The sequence below is a fragment of the Gardnerella sp. Marseille-Q9185 genome (assembly GCF_046508745.1).
In the GTDB taxonomy this organism is placed as follows: domain Bacteria; phylum Actinomycetota; class Actinomycetes; order Actinomycetales; family Bifidobacteriaceae; genus Bifidobacterium; species Bifidobacterium greenwoodii.
Window position 1 is genome coordinate 38,768 of record NZ_JBKFWK010000005.1, and the last position, 20,134, is coordinate 58,901.

General features: G+C 45.2%; 16 protein-coding genes, 1 other RNA gene and 1 riboswitch. Of the genes, 14 read left to right on the forward strand and 3 right to left on the reverse strand.

Annotated features, from left to right (window positions below; genetic code table 11):
* The first annotated feature begins 385 nt into the window (after positions 1 to 385).
* Positions 386 to 489: riboswitch (TPP riboswitch) on the forward strand.
* The 8 genes from thiO to ACLD5M_RS05070 all read left to right on the forward strand — a co-directional run bounded on the left by thiO (position 482) and on the right by ACLD5M_RS05070 (position 8,156).
* Entirely contained in the window at positions 482 to 1,552 is a 1,071-nt protein-coding gene (thiO, locus tag ACLD5M_RS05035) for a glycine oxidase ThiO (RefSeq protein WP_004104781.1), read from the forward strand. It overlaps the preceding riboswitch by 8 nt.
* A gap of 84 nt (positions 1,553 to 1,636) precedes the next feature.
* Positions 1,637 to 1,843, forward strand: a complete 207-nt coding sequence (thiS, locus tag ACLD5M_RS05040) for a sulfur carrier protein ThiS (protein ID WP_004574745.1) — start codon at positions 1,637 to 1,639, stop codon at positions 1,841 to 1,843.
* A gap of 38 nt (positions 1,844 to 1,881) precedes the next feature.
* Positions 1,882 to 2,706 (forward strand): thiazole synthase, encoded by an 825-nt coding sequence (locus ACLD5M_RS05045; protein ID WP_019260519.1) that lies wholly within the window; start codon positions 1,882 to 1,884, stop codon positions 2,704 to 2,706.
* A 36-nt stretch (positions 2,707 to 2,742) separates the two neighbouring features.
* Positions 2,743 to 3,474, forward strand: coding sequence for a HesA/MoeB/ThiF family protein (locus tag ACLD5M_RS05050; RefSeq protein ID WP_410314725.1), 732 nt, complete (start codon positions 2,743 to 2,745; stop codon positions 3,472 to 3,474).
* A gap of 247 nt (positions 3,475 to 3,721) precedes the next feature.
* Entirely contained in the window at positions 3,722 to 5,617 is a 1,896-nt protein-coding gene (gene dnaK, locus ACLD5M_RS05055) for a molecular chaperone DnaK (protein WP_004137127.1), read from the forward strand.
* A complete protein-coding gene (gene grpE / locus ACLD5M_RS05060; protein ID WP_410314726.1) occupies positions 5,617 to 6,321 on the forward strand; it encodes a nucleotide exchange factor GrpE in 705 nt (234 codons plus the stop codon). The genes dnaK and grpE overlap by 1 nt, the downstream gene beginning before the upstream one ends.
* A 127-nt stretch (positions 6,322 to 6,448) precedes the next feature.
* Positions 6,449 to 7,510 (forward strand): DnaJ C-terminal domain-containing protein, encoded by a 1,062-nt coding sequence (locus tag ACLD5M_RS05065; protein ID WP_019260522.1) that lies wholly within the window; start codon positions 6,449 to 6,451, stop codon positions 7,508 to 7,510.
* Positions 7,511 to 7,559: 49 nt separating this feature from the next.
* The gene (locus tag ACLD5M_RS05070) at positions 7,560 to 8,156 is read left to right on the forward strand and encodes a heat shock protein transcriptional repressor HspR (RefSeq protein ID WP_410314727.1); all 597 of its coding nucleotides are present in this window, start codon (positions 7,560 to 7,562) and stop codon (positions 8,154 to 8,156) included.
* Here ACLD5M_RS05070 and ACLD5M_RS05075 read toward each other — a convergent pair.
* Together ACLD5M_RS05075 and ACLD5M_RS05080 are read right to left on the reverse strand one after the other, a co-directional pair.
* On the reverse strand, positions 8,110 to 8,883 hold the full coding sequence (locus ACLD5M_RS05075) for an HAD family hydrolase (RefSeq protein ID WP_410314728.1): 774 nt from the start codon (positions 8,881 to 8,883) through the stop codon (positions 8,110 to 8,112). The genes ACLD5M_RS05070 and ACLD5M_RS05075 overlap by 47 nt on opposite strands.
* A gap of 28 nt (positions 8,884 to 8,911) precedes the next feature.
* A complete protein-coding gene (locus ACLD5M_RS05080) occupies positions 8,912 to 11,263 on the reverse strand; it encodes a transglycosylase domain-containing protein (RefSeq protein ID WP_410314729.1) in 2,352 nt (783 codons plus the stop codon).
* Positions 11,264 to 11,436: 173 nt separating this feature from the next.
* On the opposite strand from ACLD5M_RS05080, the gene ACLD5M_RS05085 reads away from it, so the two are divergent.
* The 6 genes from ACLD5M_RS05085 (at position 11,437) to ACLD5M_RS05110 (ending at position 18,969) form a co-directional block, all read left to right on the forward strand.
* On the forward strand, positions 11,437 to 12,579 hold the full coding sequence (locus ACLD5M_RS05085) for an inositol-3-phosphate synthase (RefSeq protein WP_116794446.1): 1,143 nt from the start codon (positions 11,437 to 11,439) through the stop codon (positions 12,577 to 12,579).
* Positions 12,580 to 12,667: 88 nt separating this feature from the next.
* Positions 12,668 to 12,764: signal recognition particle sRNA small type (gene ffs / locus ACLD5M_RS05090), an RNA gene on the forward strand.
* A gap of 61 nt (positions 12,765 to 12,825) precedes the next feature.
* Positions 12,826 to 14,004 (forward strand): phosphoesterase, encoded by a 1,179-nt coding sequence (locus ACLD5M_RS05095; protein WP_410314730.1) that lies wholly within the window; start codon positions 12,826 to 12,828, stop codon positions 14,002 to 14,004.
* Positions 14,005 to 14,136: 132 nt separating this feature from the next.
* On the forward strand, positions 14,137 to 16,998 hold the full coding sequence (gene topA / locus ACLD5M_RS05100; protein WP_410314731.1) for a type I DNA topoisomerase: 2,862 nt from the start codon (positions 14,137 to 14,139) through the stop codon (positions 16,996 to 16,998).
* 63 nt (positions 16,999 to 17,061) lie between these two features.
* A complete protein-coding gene (gene tmk, locus ACLD5M_RS05105; RefSeq protein WP_004137145.1) occupies positions 17,062 to 17,766 on the forward strand; it encodes a dTMP kinase in 705 nt (234 codons plus the stop codon).
* Between the two features lie 33 nt (positions 17,767 to 17,799).
* Positions 17,800 to 18,969, forward strand: a complete 1,170-nt coding sequence (locus ACLD5M_RS05110) for a DNA polymerase III subunit delta' (RefSeq protein ID WP_410314732.1) — start codon at positions 17,800 to 17,802, stop codon at positions 18,967 to 18,969.
* A 20-nt stretch (positions 18,970 to 18,989) separates the two neighbouring features.
* Here ACLD5M_RS05110 and ACLD5M_RS05115 read toward each other — a convergent pair whose 3' ends face one another.
* Positions 18,990 to 20,069 (reverse strand): LacI family DNA-binding transcriptional regulator, encoded by a 1,080-nt coding sequence (locus ACLD5M_RS05115; RefSeq protein ID WP_308582075.1) that lies wholly within the window; start codon positions 20,067 to 20,069, stop codon positions 18,990 to 18,992.
* Positions 20,070 to 20,134: the final 65 nt, after the last annotated feature.

The following is a 20,134-nucleotide window of genomic DNA, read 5'->3' on the forward strand; positions in this document are numbered from 1 at the left end:
CGTGCTTTCAACTTGAGCAAGCTCACGCTCCGAGTTGCTTTCGCGCGCGAAAGCAGGTCGTCGCGCACGTTTGGAGCGAAACTTATCTTCAATCGCTCCAAATGTGAGGTATGTTTCTCGCGTTTGGAGTGCTGCACTAAGCTAATTGCTCCAAACGTGAGATAAGTTACTTGCGCAGAAACTGTACTGCGCTAGTAACGAAAAATGCTTAGTTTTGTGATTTGACATGCCGTCTCAATTAACAGATTTTTTGTAAAAGTGTTAGAATGCTACACGGTAGTGTGACGAAAATCACATAATTTCGTTACGTCTATCTGTAGCGTTTGTAATATCGCTAAAGTTGGCAATATTGCAGTGCTTTACAATCGCAGTTTTGAAGGTCAAAGCTACGAAACGCGGGAGCTTGTTCTATACAGGCTGAGAGGGCGAAAGCCGACCGTAAACCTGATGCGGGTAATGCCGCCGTAGGGAAGGAGTATATATGCGAAATATTCGTATTATTGGTGCAGGTATTATTGGTTTAGCAACAGCGTGGAGACTTACGGAAGCCGGCGTAAAAGTTAGCATAATTGATCCGGATCCAGTCTCTGGCGCTTCTCACCATGCTGCCGGCATGTTAGCTCCTACCGCAGAAATGCAATATCAGCAAGAAGCGTTGTATCCACTTATGTTTGAGTCCGCAACCATGTATAAGGAATTGGTTGATTCGGTTGCAAAGTATACTGATAAGCCAACCGGTTATTTAGAGTGCGGCTCTTACGTAATCGGCGGCGACGCTGCAGATAACGAGCACGTGAATGAGTTGCTAAACTTGCAGCACCGTTACGGACGTAGAGCTGAGCATATTTCTGTGAGTAAGCTTCGTGAAATTGAACCTGCTCTTTCGCCAACTATTGCTGGCGCTGTAAGCGTGCCGGACGATCATCAAATCAACCCTCGTCTTTTCACTGCAGCAATGATTGACGCACTCGAAAAGCGCGGTGTTGTTATTGAGCGTCGCGCAAGCACTCCAGACGATTTGGGTCCTGACACAGTTTTGGCATCCGGCTTGGGAGCTAAGGATATGCTTCCTCAGCTTAAGCTTCGCGCTGTGTGGGGCGATATGATTCGTATGACTATTCCAGAGCCTTTGCGTCCAATTTTGAGCTCTGTGGTTCGTGGATTTGTGCATGACCGTCCAGTTTATTTAGTGCCTCGCGCTAAGGAAACTGGCGAGCTTGTGCTCGGCGCTACTTCTCGCGAAGACGACCGCGATATTCCAAAGGTCGGTGGCGTGCTCGACTTGCTTCGCGATGCCGCAAGCGTGCTTCCTGGCATTCAGGAATGCTCGATTACTGAGGTTACCGCTGGCGGCCGCCCTGGAACTCCGGACGATTTGCCATTCATTGGTATTGATCCTAAGACGCATACTACGATTTCCACTGGCTACTTCCGTCACGGCATTTTGCTCACCGCTTTGGGCTCTTCTTTGACTACAAAGCTTGTGCTTGAGCAAGAGTTGACCGAGAAGGAAAAGGGATTCTTGGAAAGCTGCAATCCTGCTCGCTTCTAGTAACGCAAGTTTCTAGTAGCTCAAGTTTCTAGTAACGCAAGTTTTAGTTGCGCAATTTTAATAGACGTTAATAAAGGTTGAATTATGCAAATCGTCGTCAATGGTGAAACTATTGAAGTTCAAGATGGGTTAACTGTTGCTGAGCTCATTGCTCAACGTTACGGTTCAGACGCTGGTCCTGGCATAGCTGTTGCTATTGGCGACGATGTGCTTAAGCGCAATCAGTGGGCATCGACTGTGATTTGCGACGGGAATCAAATCGAGATTCTCAGCGCAGTTCAAGGCGGCTGATACTTACAAAATATTAAATTTTAAATAAAAGGCTTAAAATGACAGAAAATAATTCTGAAAACAATACGCAAGAAAGTGCCGATACTTGGCAACTTTGTGGTAAGACTTTACATTCGAGGCTTTTGCTTGGCACTGGCGGCATGACAAGCATTGACATTATGGAGAAGTCGCTTGTGGCTTCGGGTGCGGAAGTAGCAACGGTTGCTTTGCGTCGTCACGCAAAAACAGGCGTGGATATTTACGGCATGTTGCAGCGTCACAATATTAACGTTTTGCCAAATACTGCAGGCTGCAAAACTGCGCATGACGCTGTGCTTACAGCAAAAATGGCTCGCGAATCTCTTGGAACCGACTGGATTAAGCTCGAAGTGATTGCAGACGACGATACTTTGCTCCCAGATACTCGCGAAGTTTTGCTTGCTGCAGAAAAGCTCGTTGAAGAAGGATTTAGCGTGCTTTGCTACACGAATGACGATCCGATTGTGGCTCGTCGTTTGGTTTCGCTTGGTGTGAAGGCTGTTATGCCTGGTGGCGCTCCAATTGGTACTGGTCTTGGTATTTTGAATCCTCGAAATATTGAGCTGATTGTGCGCGAATGCAAGGAAGCTGGCGTTCCTGTGATTTTGGATGCCGGCGTTGGCACTGCTTCCGACGTTGTTAAAGCTTTTGAAATCGGCTGCTCCGGCGTGCTTCTTGCAAGCGCTGTAACTCGTTGCCCAGATCCAGTTAAGATGGGCCGCGCAATGGCTGCTGCTGTAACTGCTGGAAAGCTTGCTCACGACGCTGGGCGTATTCCAATGCGAAATCATGCTCTCGCTTCCTCGCCTGTTGAGGGCCGCGCTTGGGCTGATTCCGTGCTGTAAATTTTGTACTATGAATTTCGGCATATTTATTTAAGCATGACGATTAATAAAATTTACGACAACCTGCAGGAGCTTGAGGCAGAGCGCACGTGCCGCCACTTGCTCCTGCCGGGCTTTACACATGAACATCAGCAGTTACTTCGCAATGCGAAAATCTGCATGGTTGGAGCAGGTGGACTTGGTTCTCCATGCCTACTTTCGCTTGCTGCAGCAGGAGTCGGCGAAATCACAATTTGTGACGACGACGTTGTTGAGCTTTCTAACTTGCAAAGGCAGACTTTGTACACTGTTGATCAGTGCGGCCAATCTAAAGCGCAACTTGCAGCTAAACGCTTGCAGGCGCTATCTCCTGGCTTAAAAATCAACCTTGTAAATAGATTTAATGAAGATAATGCAAAGCAGCTTGTAGAAAATCACGACTTGATAATTGACGGTTGCGATAATTTTGCTACTCGCTTTTTGATTGCGGATTCTGCATGGAGTGAGGGAACTCCGGAAGTTTATGGCTCGGTGCTTTATTACGAGGGTCAAGTAAGCGTTTTTATGCCTGGAGAGGGGCCAGGATTGCGCGACTTGTATCCTTGCCCACCTCCGGAAGAAACGGTGCCAAAATCGGCAGTATTAGGCGCGACTGCGGCTATTGTTGGCGCAATGATGGCAACTGAAGCAATTAAACTTATAACCGGTATTGGCACGCCGCTTATTGGTGTTTTGGCGCGTTACAATGCGCTTAATAATTCACTTCGACACTTTAAGTTCAGCGCGTGAAGTTTTCCTTATATTTGCTCAAATTGCAAAACTTGAGTCTAGTTGTATAAAGTTTTTTGTAATTTTTGGGAATAAAAGTTGACTTTTACAAGTTGAGTGTAGTAGGCTCAAGTTTTGGAAAGTAAAAAAGCTGGTGATTTACCTAGTTTCCAATAAGGAATCTAAATAAAGCTCAGCTCACGTAACTACAAAACTTAAAGGAAAACGTAATTGCACAAAACGTGCAATACCTAGTTAAGGAGAAATTATGGGACGTGCAGTAGGTATTGATTTGGGTACAACTAATTCTTGCATCGCTACTCTTGAAGGCGGCAGCCCAACCGTTATTGTGAACGCTGAAGGCGCTCGCACCACACCATCTGTTGTGGCATTTAGCAAGTCCGGCGAAATTCTGGTTGGCGAAGTTGCTAAGCGTCAGGCTGTAACAAACGTTGATCGTACAATTAGCTCCGTAAAGCGCCATATGGGCACTGATTGGACTGTTGAAATCGACGGTAAGAAGTGGACTCCACAGGAGATTTCCGCACAGGTTTTGATGAAGTTGAAGCGCGATGCTGAAGCTTACTTGGGCGAGCCAGTAACCGATGCCGTTATTACCTGCCCAGCATACTTCAACGATGCTCAGCGTCAGGCAACTAAGGACGCAGGTAAGATTGCAGGCTTGAACGTGCTTCGTATTATTAACGAGCCAACTGCTGCAGCTTTGGCTTACGGCCTCGAAAAGGGCAAGGAAGACGAGCGCATTTTGGTATTCGACTTGGGTGGTGGTACTTTCGATGTGTCCTTGCTTGAAATTGGTAAGGATGACGACGGATTCTCCACAATTCAGGTTCAGGCTACTAATGGTGATAACCACTTGGGTGGCGACGACTGGGATCAGAAGATTATCGACTGGCTTGTTGGCGAAGTTAAGAACAAGTATGGCGTTGATTTGAGCAAGGATAAGATTGCTTTGCAGCGTTTGAAGGAAGCTGCTGAGCAGGCAAAGAAGGAGCTTAGCTCTTCTACTTCCACCTCAATTTCTATGCAGTACTTGGCAATGACTCCTGACGGCACTCCAGTGCATTTGGATGAAACTTTGACTCGCGCTCACTTTGAGGAAATGACTTCCGACTTGCTCGGTCGCTGCCGTACGCCATTTAACAACGTGCTTTCTGACGCTGGAATTTCCGTAAGCCAGATTGATCACGTGGTTCTTGTTGGTGGTTCTACTCGTATGCCAGCTGTGAAGGATTTGGTAAAGGAACTTACCGGTGGTAAGGAAGCTAACCAGTCTGTGAACCCAGATGAAGTCGTGGCTGTTGGTGCAGCTGTGCAGTCGGGCGTTATTAAGGGAGACCGCAAAGACGTTCTGCTTATTGACGTAACTCCACTTTCCTTGGGTATTGAAACCAAGGGTGGAATTATGACAAAGCTTATTGACCGCAACACTGCTATTCCTACGAAGCGCTCGGAAGTATTCTCCACTGCTGAAGATAATCAGCCATCCGTGTTGATTCAGGTTTACCAGGGTGAGCGTGAGTTTGCTCGCGATAACAAGCCTCTTGGCACTTTTGAGTTGACTGGTATTGCTCCAGCTCCTCGTGGCGTTCCTCAGATTGAAGTCACTTTCGATATTGACGCCAACGGCATTGTGCACGTTTCCGCTAAGGATAAGGGCACTGGCAAGGAACAGTCCATGACTATTACAGGCGGTTCCGGCCTTCCAAAGGACGAAATCGACCGCATGGTTAAGGAAGCTGAAGCTCACGAAGCTGAAGATAAGAAGCGTAAGGAAGAAGCTGAAGTTCGCAACCAAGCAGAAGCCTTTGCTTATCAGACTGAAAAGCTTGTGAACGACAATAAAGACAAGCTTTCCGACGAAATCTCCAAGGAAGTTACCGAAAAGGTTAACGCTTTGAAGGAAGCTTTGAAGGGTGACGACGTTGAGAAGATTAAGTCTGCTCAGAGCGAGTTGATGACTTCTGCTCAGAAGATTGGTCAGCAGCTTTACGCTCAGCAGGGTGCTGCTGGTGCTCAAGCTGGTCCTGCTGCTGGCGCTCAGGCTGGTGCAAATGCTGGTGCTGAATCTGCCTCTAAGGATGATGACGTGGTTGACGCCGAAGTGGTGGACGACGACAAGGACGATAAGGACAACAAGTAATGTCCGACTTTAACACCAACGAATATTTGCAGGGAATGGAAGATTCTGACTCGCTGGATGTAAACACTGCAGAAGATTCTGAGAAGACTTCTGCACAATCTTCAAAGCAAGCTGAAAACGCGAATCGTGCAGAAACGAAAGCTGACGCGCAGGCTGATGCTAACGTTTCTGCAGATTCTGCGGATTCTGCAAATGCTGCAAATTCTTCTGAATCTTCTGAATCTTCTGAATCGAAAGATAGTAAAGATGCAGACGACGGCAGCTTAACGCCTTTAGGCAAAGCTAAAAAAGAGGCTGCTGAATACTTAGAAGCGTTGCAGCGCGAGCGAGCAGAGTTTATTAACTTCCGCAATCGTTCTGCAAAAGAGCAGGATCGTTTCCGACAGCATGGAATTATTGACGTGCTAACAGCATTGCTTCCAGCTTTGGATGATATTGACCGTATTCGCGAACACAGCGAAATGGATGATTCATTTAAGGCTGTTGCAACCAAGATTGATAAGGCTTTTGCAAAGTTTGGCGTAGAAAAGTTCGGCGAAAAAGGCGAAGACTTTGACCCTACAAAGCACGATGCTGTTTTGCATCGCCCTGATCCAGACGCTACAAAAGAAACTGTGGACGCTGTGGTTGAGGCGGGGTATCGCATAGGAGAGCGCGTTATTCGCGCCGCTCGTGTGGTCGTTTCTTCACCAAGCAATTCCTAGCGAAACTCTTAGTCGTAACTTTATTGCATAAAACTTGCTCGTGTTAGCTCATAAGAGTTGGCACGAGCAGGCTATATTTGGTCAAAAAGCGAAATAGCCAATGTGCTTGTAAAGAAAGGAGGCACAAATGGCTGAAAATGAGTGGTTAGCTAAAGATTTTTATAAAGTTTTAGGTGTCTCCAAAGACGCTGACGAAGCAACGATTACTAAAGCGTATCGTAAGTTAGCACGTAAGTATCATCCGGATTTGAACAAAACAAAAGAAGCTGAAGAAAAGTTTAAGGACGTTTCTGAAGCTTATGATGTTCTAAAAGATAGCCAAACGCGCCAACGCTACGATGCTATTCGTCAATTTGGTGCAGGCGGCGCTCGTTTTGCCGGTGGAGCCGGCGGAGCAGGCGGATTTGATGCGTCAAGCTTCTCGGATATTTTCTCCATGTTTAATGGAGGAGCCGGCATGGGCAACATGGGCGGTATGGGCGGCAACGGCTCGCGCATTCGTTTCGCAACTAGTGGCGCTGGCCCAAATATGGGCGATATTTTTTCCATGTTTAGCGGCGGACGTCAAAATCCTGGTGCGTCTTCATTCCAAGGCGCAAACAACTTTGGCGACGAGCAGTACGAAAGTGCGCAAAACCAAAACGTGCCTACAAAAGGTGACGATATAACAACAGATATTAAACTCACTTTTAAGCAGGCATTTAAGGGCGCTACTGTTTCGCTGCGTGCAGCCGGCTCGACTTTTAAAACGCATATTCCAGCCGGAGTAAAAAACGGTCAAAAAATTCGTTTAAAGGGCAAAGGAAAGCCAGGAAGATTCGGCGGTTCTGCAGGAGATTTGTATTTGCAAGTTCATGTGGAAGAATCTAATAAATTCACTTTGCGCGCAAATGATTTAGTTGCAACTCTTCCGCTAACTTTAAGCGAAGCTGTGCATGGGGCAAAAGTTACGCTTAATGACGTAGATGGCAATCCTGTTACGTTTAAAGTTCCAGCTTGCTCATCTAGCGGAGATGAGGTTCGTGTGAAAGGCGCTGGAGTTCCGGGAGAAAATGGCGATTTCGTTGGTATTGTGCAAATTCGTTTGCCGCAACGAGCAAATATGTTGCTTAAGCGTGTAGCAAAAGAATTTGATAAGACTGCCGGCGAATCTTACGCGGAAGAAATTAATAATTTGAGACAAAATTAGTGTAAAAATAAATTAAGAAAAGTAAAAGCAAAGTAAAGGAAGGCGTGCTATGAAACCTATAACGCGTGAAACTAAAGCACTGTATGAAATGTGCGCAGTTGCTTTAGTGCGGGGTAGTGCAACGCTTGACGGCGCGGACGAAGTAGGTTTTACAATCGATTTGCCAATATTTACCGTCAGCCATGTAGCACGCCTTACCAATACTCATCCGCAAACACTTCGTCAATACGATCGTTTGCGTTTAATCATGCCTCAGCGCACAGAAGGTGGCGCTCGCAGATATTCTTTGCGAGATATAAGCAGAATTGTACAAACTCAGCATTTAAGCCAAAATGAAGGTATCAATTTAGCTGGAATTATGCAAATTCTGGATTTGCAAGAAGAAAATCGACAGCTTAAAAGGCAAGTTCGTCATTTAACAGAAGCCGCAGAGTCTTCAGAACGCAATATTTTTGCAGCAAACGCAGATGGCGATATTGTGGAAATGCAGCGTTCGCGCAATGCTCGTCGCTGGAGGCGAGATATTCGCACTGAGCGCCGAGCTTTGCCGTCGTCTTATTCGTTATCAGAGTATGCAAGCGCAAGCGATAATAACGCAATTAAAGACGAGAAATCTGTTGTTCTGTGGCGAGCTTGGCGCGTTTAACAACAATATTTTCAAGAGTTTTTGCGCTCGCACCTTCATACCCATTAAGCTCAGCGTGATGCTTACTTTCCTCAATATTTGCGCGCGAAAAACCAGTTTGCGCAACTACAGTAGCTCCAGAATTAACTGCAGCAGTAAGACCAGATAAAGAATCTTCTATAATCACGCAGTGAGCCATTTGTTCAGCGATTTCTTCCTCGCTTCCACAAATACCAACCATTTTTCCAGCAGCCAAATATGGCTCAGCGCTTGGCTTAGGCTTAAAACCATCGTCGCCACAAACGTATCCAGCAAAAGCGCCTTCTGTAGCATGCTTAACAATATTTTCTACTAGGCAACGCGGCGAATTGCTGACTAAAATAGAAGGAATACCAGCATTTGTGAGGCTTTTAAGAAGGTCTAGAACTCCTGGAATCCACGGAACGCGCTCAGCTTCGCGAGCTGCAACGTAATCTACCATTCCTTTGCCGATTTCTTCTACAGTAAGTTTAGTTCCGGAAGGAATCATCTTGTTTGCAACTGTTTCCAAAGATCCGCCAGAACATTCCCAAGCTAAATCTTCATCCCAATATCCGCCGTATTTTTCTACTAAATAAAATTCAGACTCATGCCAATACGGTTCCGAATCAATAAGCGTGCCATCCATATCCCAAAACACCGCACGCAAAATATTCTTGCTCGATTGTGTATTTGTAATTTTTTCTGATTTTTCAGTTTTTTGTTCCACTATTTATAATTCCTTATACTTTCTGTAATTACTGCCCGCTGTGTGGAGTCGAAGCGTCGGATTGGCTTTCGCCAGTGCTTCCAGATTCCGAATTTCCGTAGCTGCCACTGTAACTATTTCCGTAGCTTCCGCTACTTGTATAGCTATCCCACGGATTGTCCGAACGATTGATATGGTCAGGGTCTAAATCGTCTTTATCTTTATCCTTATCTTTATCTTTGTCCTTATTTTTATCTTCTTCATCTTCATCATGAGTGTAAGCATGTCGATCGCCTAAGCCCCACGTGCCGTCCGGCCCACCAATCTTACCAGTATCTTTTACTTCAGGGAATTTAGCAACAGGAGTTCCTGCTACAGCTTGGCGCATGTACCTAGTAAACAAGTGAACAGGGTAGTCGCTTCCGCCAAGATACCCGTGGAATGGCTTAATTACTTGCGGGCTGCCATTTGCGTCTGGATTCCAAATTGCAAAAGCCGTAACAATATTAGGCGTAAATCCTACGAAGCTTCCAGCGGTTTCGTCGTTTGCTGTTCCAGATTTACCAGCTACAGGCCTTCCGATTGATCTAGCCTCGGTTGCAGTACCGTGTTGGACTACTCCAACCATTGCTTTTGTGGCTAATGCGGCATCTGTTGGCGAGAAAACTTGCTTTCCAACAGTTGGCGCACGATAAAACTCTTTGCCATCAGGATTCTTTACGCTAGCAACAATATGCAAATCTGGGCGTCTGCCTTGATTAGCAAAAGTTGCGTAAGCGCGCGCAATTTCGCTTACATGAACCGAATCATTACCGAGTACGGTAAACGGATTTTTACCATTAACTCTCTTAGGGCTTAGTCCTGCAGTAACAGCTGTATGCGCAACTTTTTTAGCGCCAAGTTTACTCTGCAAATCCATATAGACCGTATTAACGGAATCTGCAGTTGCTTTATACAAGTTAATCATGCCGTAGCTTGCGTTCGCAAAGTTTCCAACAGGTTTTTCAATACCGTCAAACTTGCGCGGCGAATTTCCGTTGAACATTGTGTCAAGACTTGTGCCTGCTTGAATTGCGCCAATTAAAGCAAAAGGCTTCATTGTAGATCCAGGCTCATAAAGTGCTTGAGTTGCGTTATTTAACTGTTTTGTTAAATAGTCGTCGCCTGCATAAACCGAAATAATCGAGCCGTCTTTTGCGTTTACGGAAATTCCGCCAATTTGCAATCCTTGCGGCACAATCCCACGTCCGCCTTGAGAAGGACTTGCAACGTTAAACATTAAATCTTGTTTAGACTTATCAATCGTAGTAATAATACGGTATCCGCCACTATCGAGATCTTCCTGGCTAAAAGCACCATTACTAGTCAACTCGTCGCGAACCATGTGCAGCAAGTAGCCTTGAGGGCCTGCATACATATTTCGCGTAGTTTGTGTAATTGTTTTTGGAATTTCAGCTTTTGCCGCCTGAGAAGCCGTAATGTAGCCGTCTTTTTTCATAATTTTCAGCACTCGCTTAAAGCGAATCTTGGCTTCTTTAGGGCCGATTGCAGGATCCCAACTACTTGGAGCAGGAATTATGCCCGCCAAAAGAGCTGCCTGAGATAATGTCAGATCTTTAGCTTCTACGCCGAAATAAGCTTTTGCTGCCGCTTGAATACCATAAGCGCCGCGTCCAAGATAAATAGTGTTCATGTAATTGCATAAAACAGTATCTTTATCTTGTGTTTGAGCGATTTTCAAAGCCAAAATAGCTTCGTGAAGTTTACCGAGATACGTTTTAGTTTCGCCAAGATAGTAGCGTTCGGCGTACTGCTGTGTAATGGTAGAGCCGCCCCAGCGACCACGTTTAGTAACGTTATGAATAAGAGCGCGGCCAATTCCCTTAAAATCAATTCCGCCATCTTGGTAGAAGGAGCGGTTTTCTGAAGCAACTATTGCCTGTCCAACGTATTTAGGAAGAACTGAACAATTAATAATCTCACGGTTTTGTTCAGCAAAAGACCCCAACTCTGTTTTTCCATCTGCGTAATAAACCTTGGTTTTATCTGCCATAGCAACTTTGTCAGGAGCAGGTATGTCGGTAGTTGCGTACATATAAGCAAAAATTGCTGCGCCGATTAAAATAGGTACAAAAATTAGTATTAGTGCCCAAAAAATAATAGGGTGCCTTCCGCGCCAAGTCTTTCTGCGCTGTTGACGAGTGTATGCGCGTGAGCGTTCTCGTCTTGAGCCTCGGTTGCTATTGCCGGAACCTGAAGAATGATATGAGCCGTATGAGCCTTGTCCACGAGGTGGAAGAGAGGCTGGTGTATTCGTATTTTTTTGTGATTGTGACGATACGCTTCTTGGCTCGTTTTTGCACGAATTCGACGCTCGTCTTCCAGCTTTATTTACAACCATACATTCCACCGTAGCGCCCGGTATTGAATTTTTCACAGAAATTACATGTTTCGGCGTAGAAACGACTGAAAATCTCCCATATTGCACATAATGCTTATGGAAATAGTATTATGAAATGTGTATGAGTGCGGCATAACGTAATGCCGCTGATTTTTTGCAGGCAAGGAGTCTATATGAGCATCCGCGTTGCCATTGCCGGAGTAGGTAATTGCGCTTCGTCGCTGGTTCAGGGCGTTGAATATTACAAAAACGCTGATGACGGTGAGAAAATTCCAGGGTTGATGCACGCTGTTTTTGGACAGTATCGTGTGCGCGATATTGAGTTTGTTGCAGCATTCGATGTTGATTCTTTAAAAGTTGGGCATGATTTAAGCGAAGCAATTGGAGCTTCACAAAATAACACAATTCGTTTTGCTGACGTGCCAAATTTGGGTGTGGAAGTTATGCGCGGCCCTACTTACGACGGCTTAGGTGATTATTATCGTGAGATGATTGATGAGTCTGAGGATGAGCCTGTTGACGTAGCTCAAGTTTTGCGAGATAAGCATGTTGATGTGCTTGTTTCTTATTTGCCAGTCGGCTCTGAAGAGGCAGATAAAGCTTACGCAACATTTGCAATGGAAGCTGGTTGCGCTTTCGTAAATTGCTTGCCAGTATTTATTGCATCCGATCCTGAGTGGGCGCAAAAGTTCCGCGATGCTGGAGTTCCTATTATTGGTGACGATATTAAAAGCCAGGTGGGTGCAACTATTACTCACCGTGTTATGGCTCGACTTTTTGAAGATCGCGGCGTTCGTTTAGACCGCACCTATCAGCTGAATGTTGGCGGAAACATGGACTTTATGAACATGCTTCAGCGTTCAAGGTTGGAGTCTAAAAAGATTTCTAAGACTCGCGCAGTAACTTCAATCGTTCCTCACGAAATGGATGAGCACAATGTTCATATTGGCCCATCCGACTACGTTGCTTGGTTGGATGACCGCAAGTTTGCTTTTGTGCGTTTGGAAGGTACGACTTTTGGTGATGTTCCTTTGAACTTGGAGTACAAGCTTGAGGTTTGGGATTCTCCAAATTCTGCAGGTATTGTTATTGATGCTGTTCGAGCTGCAAAAATCGCTTTGGATCGCAAGCTTTCTGGACCGATTTTGGCTCCAAGTTCCTACTTTATGAAGTCTCCTGCAGTTCAGCATGAAGATAACGAGGCTCGCCAATTAGTTGAGCGTTATATTGCTGGCGAAGTTGAAGCGGATGAGCTGCAGCTTAATGCAGATGTTGAAGAAGCGAAAGAGCGCGGTAAAAGCGTTTGGAGAGCCTAATTTATTGCTAATAGTAGCTATTAATTTATTTTTAGTTTCTATTACTCGTTGTTACTACTCGACATGTAGCGAAAATCGTGTAATATAGTTAGAGCCTCCGCGTGGCACTATGTCACCCAATCCCCCCAGGGCAGAAATGCAGCAAGGGTAAGTGGCCTCTGGTGGGTGCGTGGAGGTTTTATTTTGTCAAAATTTTATTATGCTCAAAACTAGCGCTGTCATAGAGACTGTCGTAAAGTCTAAAGTATGAGCGAAGAATTTACAGGAACAAATGACGGCTTAAACGCCAATAGTTTGAAAGATATTGAAGAGCTTCCAGACTTGCCAGAAGTTAAGGCTTTTTCTGCAGTGCCTAGTAGCGATGAATCTACAGTCGGGCTATTAGATTCAAAGAAGATTGCGGAAGCTGTCGCAGAAACCGGCGTAAAAACTGGCGTAGAAACGAACGCAAAATCAAAATCAAATAAAGATTCTTCCTTACAAGAAGACGATGTTGACGAGTTTGATCCTCTACTTAAGCGCCCGCGTGTTTCCACAATATTATGGTGTGTTGCGCTTGCAGTCATATTTTTAGCTTCTGCAGTTTGTGTTTGGTTTGTGAGCGTGCAAACAATACTCGGCCAAAGCTACGAGGAAATGGTAATTGACGGTTTTGGTTCTAGAGGAATGCCAGCGTGGTTATCTACTTGCTTAAAACCGCTCTGCAATTCACTTGTTGTTATTATTCTCGGTGTTGTTATTGCGGCAGTCGCTTTAGTTTTAGCTTGCGTTAGAAAACGCTGGTGGCTGCTTGGGCAGTGTGCAGGAATCATTATTTTGGCCGCAGCAGCTGAACCTTTAAAAAAGATTCTTCCTCGACCAATGCTTATCAATATTGAGTATTTGTCGGCAAATTCAGCACCTTCTGGTCATGCTCTACTTATTTGTGCGGCTTGTGCTTTGCTTATTTGTACCGTTTCTAGAGTTTGGCGTGCGTGGGTTGCTGTTGCAAGCGCTGTAATAACTATTTTGGTGCAACTTTCACTGGTTGCTGGGCACTGGCACAGGTCTTCCGACGTGCTTATTTCATTGCTAATAGTTGCTGCAGCAACTCTTATTGCGCTTGCTTTAACGCGTTGCAGCGGAATGGACATGCCTGCGTATAGAAGATCCTCAATTAGCGTGCAAATTGTAGGAAGTTCTATGATTACTTTGGGTGTTCTTGCTTGCCTTTACTCACTATATTTAATATGGCAAATTTTGCCAGGCGTAGATATTTTTGCACAGTGGGCGGCTAGTGTATCTTATACTGCAACATATTGGCTGACTATTGGTGCATCTTTGCTTGTTTATGGAGTGATTATGGTAATGCGTCATTCTACAGCTTCCCCGCTTGGAAGGCTTGGATTAGTTGGTGCACCTCCAACACCACCGTCTGCTGCATGAAAAATGTCTACTCTATCTGCTTTTATCCACCGAGGTGGAATTTAATAGACGTACAGCGTAACTTGCGATACAGTTAGTGCGAAGCATACAGTTAATGCGTGTATGTTTGATTGTGTTAGGAAAGGAGCGAATATGGCAGCTGAACATAAGCTAGTCATTGTGGAGTCTCCCACGAAAGCGCGCAAAATTGGCGGGTATTTGGGTAACGGATACACGGTTATGGCGTCTGTGGGGCATATTCGCGACCTCGCTCAACCAAGCCAAGTTCCAGCCTCGCGCAAAGCTGCGTTTGGCAAGTTTGGTGTAGATGTTGATCATGGTTTTGCTCCATACTATGTTGTTGGAGCAGATAAAAAGAAAACAGTTGCCGATTTAAAGTCTGCGCTCGCCAAAGCCGACGAGCTGTATTTGGCAACTGATGAGGATCGCGAAGGTGAGGCTATTGCTTGGCATTTGGTTGAAGCTTTGAAACCAAAAGTGCCAGTAAAGCGTATGGTTTTTCACGAGATTACTAAGGATGCTATTCAAGCCTCGTTAAGTAATACTCGAAATGTTGACGGCAATATGGTTGATGCGCAAGAAACGCGTCGTGTGTTAGATCGTTTGTATGGCTACGAGCTTTCTCCTGTGCTCTGGAGAAAAGTTGGTCCAGGTCTTTCTGCTGGACGCGTGCAGTCTGTTGCAACAAGGCTTATTGTTGAGCGCGAGCGCGAGCGCATGGCGTTTAGGAAGGCTTCATACTGGGATATTAGTGCTATTTTAAGCTCTAAAGACTCTGATGGTAAAAGCGTTGATTTTGAAGCGCGCATGAGTGAGCTTTCTGGCCGTCGTCTGGCTGGTTCTAAAGATTTCAATTCAAAAGGCGAGCTTGTTTCTGCAAAAGGCGAGTCGCAGAAAGCTTTGCATGTTGACTCTGATTTTGCGTCCGAGCTTTCTAAAGCTCTTGAAAATTCAGATTTTGTAGTTGACTCTATGGAAACGAAGCCGTATCGTCGTCGTCCTTTGCCGCCTTTTACTACATCAACTTTGCAACAAACTGCTGGAAACCGCCTGTCGATGAGCTCTCGTCAAACTATGCGAGCGGCGCAATCCTTATACGAAAACGGCTATATTACTTACATGCGTACGGATTCCGTAACGCTTTCTAAAGAGGCTATTGAGGCCGCGCGAAATGCCGCTCGTGCAGCGTTCGGTGCGGAATATGTTTCTAAATCTCCTAAGCAGTACGCAACTACGTCTGCTGGAGCGCAGGAAGCTCACGAATGTATTCGCCCTGCTGGAGCACGTTTCTTAAGTCCGGACGAGCTTGCGGATAAATTGCCTGCAGATCAGCTTAAATTGTATACGCTTATTTGGCAGCGAACTCTTGCGTCTCAGATGGAAGACGCTACTGGTTTTACAGCAACAGTTAAGTTAAATGCTTCTGCTGGAGAATATGGTGAGGCTTTGTTCCAAGCTTCTGGAACAGTAATTACTTTTGCTGGTTTTATGAAGGTTTTTGCTAATTCGTCTGCGGCTGAAAGTGATGGCGAAGGCGAAAAGGCACTTCCTCAAATGCAGGCCGGGGATGTTCTTGAAGCTAAAAGTGTTAGTGCGGATTCTCACGAAACTCAGCCGCCTGCAAGATACACCGAGGCTTCTTTGGTAAAAACGCTGGAAGCTAAGGAAATTGGCCGCCCTTCTACTTATGCAACTATTATTTCCACGATTATTGATCGCGGATACGTGTATGAGCGTGGACGTGCTTTAATTCCTTCGTGGCTTGCGTTTGCTGTAATCAAGCTTTTGGAAGCTAACTTCCCAAAGTATGTTGATTACGCGTTTACCGCGGATATGGAAAATGGTTTGGACAGGATTGCACACGGTGAAGAAACCGGTCGTGACTGGCTAACTAGATTCTATTTTGGTTCTGGAGATGGCTCTGCGAAGTCTGCTGACGAAGCGCATATTGGTTTACAGCAGCAGGTTGCGGAACTTGGTGAAATTGACGCGCGTGAAATCAACACTATAAATATTGGTGACGGATTGCACGTTCGTGTTGGCCGTTACGGACCTTATTTGGAAGATACTACGCATTTGGACACTGAGGGTAATCCTCGACACGCCTCTCTTCCAGAAACTTTAGCTCCGGATGAGCTTAGCGTGGATGTTGCGCGAGAATTGTTGGATAACAATGCTGAAGGTCCGCGCGTGTTGGGCAAAGATCCTGAAACTGGTGGCACTGTTGAGGTGCGAAATGGCCGTTTTGGCCCGTACGTTGCTTTAGTTGACTCTCAGGATAATGAAGATACTAAGTCTTCTAATTCTGACGCAAAATCTTCTAAGTCGCGTCCAAAAATGGCGTCTTTGTTTAAGACTATGGATCCTTCAACCTTAACTTTGCAAGATGCTTTGCAGCTTTTGCACTTGCCGCGTTTGGTTGGCGAGTATGAAGAAGTTGATGCTGAAGGTGTGGTGAAACTAGCTCGAATTGAGGCCAGCAACGGGCGTTACGGCCCATACTTAACTAAAACATATTCTGCTGTAGATGCTTCTGCCGTAGAAACTGTGGAATCTAAGCCAGAAACGCGCTCTTTAGCTAGTGAAGACGCTATTTTTAGTACTACTTTAGAAGAAGCGAAAGCTTTGTTTGCGCAACCAAAGTACGGTAAGCGTACTCGCGGCGCGGCTAAGCCTCCTCTTCGTGAGCTTGGTGCGGATCCTGAAACAGGAAAGCCTGTTGTAATTAAAGATGGTTTCTACGGGTCTTATATTACTGACGGCGAAACGAATCGCACTTTGCCAAAGCAGTACACGCCTGAATCAATTGACCCTCAGGATGCGTTTGCACTATTGGCTCAAAAGCGCGCAGCTGGACCTGTAAAACGCAAGAGGAGTGCTGCTAAAAGCACTGCAAAATCTTCCGCAAAGAAGTCTACTGCGAAAAAATCTACAGCAAAGAAAACTTCTGCAAAGAAGACCGCTTCAAAGAAATCTACCGCTAAAAAAGCATAGGAATGAAATCTAAAGATTAAATAGACCTTGCGTATGGAGTCACAAAATATGGAGTCACAAAATATGGCATCTAAGAATGGTGATTTTTCAGGCGGTTGCGCTTGCGGAGGAAACTGTGGTTGCAACAGTGAAAAATATGCTGAAAATAAAGGCTTATTTATTTCTTTTGAAGGAATTGACGGCGTTGGTAAAACGACGCAAGTTGAGGCGCTGAAAAAGCATTTGCAATCTTTGGGGCGAGAAGTTGTAGTTACGCGCGAGCCGGGTGGAACTGATCTTGGAAAGTCTTTGCGCGAAATATTGTTGCACGGATCTTATGTGTCCTCTAGAACTGAAGCTTTATTGTTCGCAGCAGATCGCGCTCAGCATGTTGCTCAAGTGATTCGCCCAGCGCTTAGCCGTGGAGCGGTAGTAATTACAGATCGTTACATTGATTCTTCTCTTGCTTACCAGGCAGGCGGCCGCGAACTGACTATGGATGATGTGCGAACTTTAAGCGAGTGGGCAACTGACTCTCTGTGGCCTAATCGCACTTATTTGCTAGACATGCAGCCAGAAGCAGCTTTTGAGCGTTTGCATCGTGAGCAAGATCGAATGGAATCAGCCGGAATTGATTTCCAGCGTCGCACTCGAGAAGCTTTTTTGGATTTAGCGCAAGAATCTGCAAATAGGTATCGTGTATTAGACGCAACATGTTCTGCACAATCCTTAGCGGAACTAATTTCTAGCGATGTGAATAATTTAATTGCGCAAATTGAATCTAAATAAAATGCGGCAAATCGAAATTTAGGTGGTGAAGCAGTGAGCGTTTGGGATAATGTAGTTGGTCAAGAGCAGGTGATTAAGCGTTTGCAAAAAGTTGCTTGCGCGGACGCCAGTAAAATAGCCCAATCTTGGCTAATTTGCGGAGCTGCCGGCTTCGGTAGCGTACAAGTTGCGCGCGCTTTTGCTGCTGCTCTCGAAAGCCCGGATTGTTTAGACGCAAATCGAAATATTAATGGGGAAGAAGAGCTTAGTAAAACTGCCAAAGAAGTTTTAGCGGGCTCGCATCCGGATGTTCATACGCTTGCAACCGAAGGTGTTACTCTCAGTATTGACGATGTTCGTGAAGTTATTGGAATTTCAGAGCAAATGCCTAGCACTGCTCCGTGGCGAATAATAATTATTGAAGACGTTGACAGAATGTTGGAACGCAGCACAAACGTTCTTCTTAAAGAGATTGAAGAGCCTAGCAATCACACTATTTGGATTCTTTGTGCTTCAAGCGCTAAAGATGTGCTCCCAACAATTCGTTCGCGCACACAACTTGTGCAATTAGCCATGCCGGATGAGCAGTCTGTAGCAGAATATCTTATTAAAAAAACGGATGCGGATAATAAGCTAGCAAGTCGCGCAGCTAGACTTTCTCAAGGAAATATAGAAACCGCGTTGATTTACGCAAGCGACGAGCGTGCTTTAGGTAGGCGAGATGAGTTAGTTGCAGGGTTGCTTCGCATGCATGATGCTGCTGACGCAATTATGCTTGCTGCAATGCTTATTGAAGACGCAAAAGCTCAAGCAGAAGATGAAGTTCAGCGAAATGTTGAAGCTCAGCAGAAAGAATTTTTAAGAATTAACGGCTTAAAAGAAGGCGATCGTATTGCGCCAAAATTGCGCACAGCTTATAACGCAATTGGTAAAAAAGATGAGGTAAAGCGCAAAGTTACTCGTGTAAGTCGCGACGTATTGGGTCGTTCTTTAGACGCAATTAGCAGCGTGTATCGAGACGTTTTAGTAATACTTAACAATGCGCAGGATACTTCGCCAATAATAAATCAAGAATACAAGTCTGGAATTGTGGGACTTGCTAAAAGACTAACGGCGAAGCAGGCGCTTGATTTTGTTGACAACATTGCTACAGCTCGTAAGCGCTTGGCTAGGAATGGTAACGCAACTCTTGTTTTTGAAGCTCTATTTTGCTCGCTTTTGTAGAAAAGTAACGTAGAGTTTTGCTATATTCGCCACGGAAGTGACATATCGCTTGTGCCTATTCTCGGCGCGTTAGTTGATTCACGGCGCATAATTTCTGGCCTAAACTCCATGTGTGCTGGAAGCCAATGTTGTTCGGACTTATCAACAGTGGTTAAGCGAATAGCTTCGCGCGCAATCTGCTGGTATGGAGGCCTGATTGAAGAAAGCTTAGGCTCAGATATTTTTGCCTGCCTGCTATCTCCGTAACCTATTACGCGCACATCTTGCGGAACCTTTAAAGAAAGCTCATCTAAAGCCAAAAGAGCTCCCATTGCCACGGCGTCGTTTGCGCAAATAATAGCGTCTGGTCTGCGTGATTGCTTAGCTGCAGAAGTGGAAAAGAGCCTCATAGTATCCTTAAATCCACGCTGATAAGTAAGCTCGCCAAAAGTCGTCCAATCTGGCTCAGGAAGTAGACTTAATCGGCTTGCGGCAGTCTGGAAATTAGCGAATAAGTTTGCGTTTTGTGTGGAGTCAACATTTCCGCTTAAATAAGCAATATTGTGCGCGTCGTGGTGTGAAAGATGTATTAAAGCAGCTTCCATCATGGATTCTTGATCCATGCCAACCCAGTTAATGTGGAACGAAGTTGCAGTGCCGCCGATTTGCACAATTGGAAGATTATTTACGTAGTTTTCAAGTATTTTTGTTAAATCAATATTGTTAGACTGTATCACAATAAGACTGTCAACATTGTGCTCAATAAGTTCCCCAATGCGCTCTTCTTGTGTTTCGGCATCTTTTCCTGTTCCAACAAGAAGTATTTTGTCTATTGTCTGAGCAGCCTCGTCAAGAGCGGAAAGCATGTTTACGTTGAACGAATCGTCTACGTTGCTTGTGCTCATTACTACGCCTATTGTGTTAGTCGTGTCGCTTCTTAATGCACTTGCTGCATAATTTACTGAATAATTAAGCTGTTCTGCAGCTTTTCTAACTCGTTTTGCAATATCGTCATCTTTTGCTCGACGGCCAGAAAGTACGCGGGATACTGTTGCGATTGAAACTTTTGCGAGCGCCGCTACATGAGTAATGGAGGCATTTTGATTTGTCTGATTTGTCATACGTGCCTCCGAATGAGTGCGGTGCTGTAGTTATTGGTAAACAGCACCGCAAAGTGAATATTAAA

Excerpts from the sequence above, each read along its gene's own strand:
- ACLD5M_RS05065 (WP_019260522.1), top strand. The coding sequence starts at position 6,449 with ATGGCTGAAAATGAGTGGTTAGCTAAAGATTTTTATAAAGTTTTAGGT.
- topA (WP_410314731.1), top strand. The coding sequence starts at position 14,137 with ATGGCAGCTGAACATAAGCTAGTCATTGTGGAGTCTCCCACGAAAGCG.
- tmk (WP_004137145.1), top strand. The coding sequence starts at position 17,062 with ATGGCATCTAAGAATGGTGATTTTTCAGGCGGTTGCGCTTGCGGAGGA.
- thiS (WP_004574745.1), top strand. The coding sequence starts at position 1,637 with ATGCAAATCGTCGTCAATGGTGAAACTATTGAAGTTCAAGATGGGTTA.
- ACLD5M_RS05050 (WP_410314725.1), top strand. The coding sequence starts at position 2,743 with ATGACGATTAATAAAATTTACGACAACCTGCAGGAGCTTGAGGCAGAG.
- ACLD5M_RS05080 (WP_410314729.1), bottom strand. The coding sequence starts at position 11,263 with ATGGTTGTAAATAAAGCTGGAAGACGAGCGTCGAATTCGTGCAAAAAC.
- thiO (WP_004104781.1), top strand. The coding sequence starts at position 482 with ATGCGAAATATTCGTATTATTGGTGCAGGTATTATTGGTTTAGCAACA.
- dnaK (WP_004137127.1), top strand. The coding sequence starts at position 3,722 with ATGGGACGTGCAGTAGGTATTGATTTGGGTACAACTAATTCTTGCATC.
- ACLD5M_RS05085 (WP_116794446.1), top strand. The coding sequence starts at position 11,437 with ATGAGCATCCGCGTTGCCATTGCCGGAGTAGGTAATTGCGCTTCGTCG.
- ACLD5M_RS05095 (WP_410314730.1), top strand. The coding sequence starts at position 12,826 with ATGAGCGAAGAATTTACAGGAACAAATGACGGCTTAAACGCCAATAGT.
- grpE (WP_410314726.1), top strand. The coding sequence starts at position 5,617 with ATGTCCGACTTTAACACCAACGAATATTTGCAGGGAATGGAAGATTCT.
- ACLD5M_RS05115 (WP_308582075.1), bottom strand. The coding sequence starts at position 20,069 with ATGACAAATCAGACAAATCAAAATGCCTCCATTACTCATGTAGCGGCG.
- ACLD5M_RS05045 (WP_019260519.1), top strand. The coding sequence starts at position 1,882 with ATGACAGAAAATAATTCTGAAAACAATACGCAAGAAAGTGCCGATACT.
- ACLD5M_RS05070 (WP_410314727.1), top strand. The coding sequence starts at position 7,560 with ATGAAACCTATAACGCGTGAAACTAAAGCACTGTATGAAATGTGCGCA.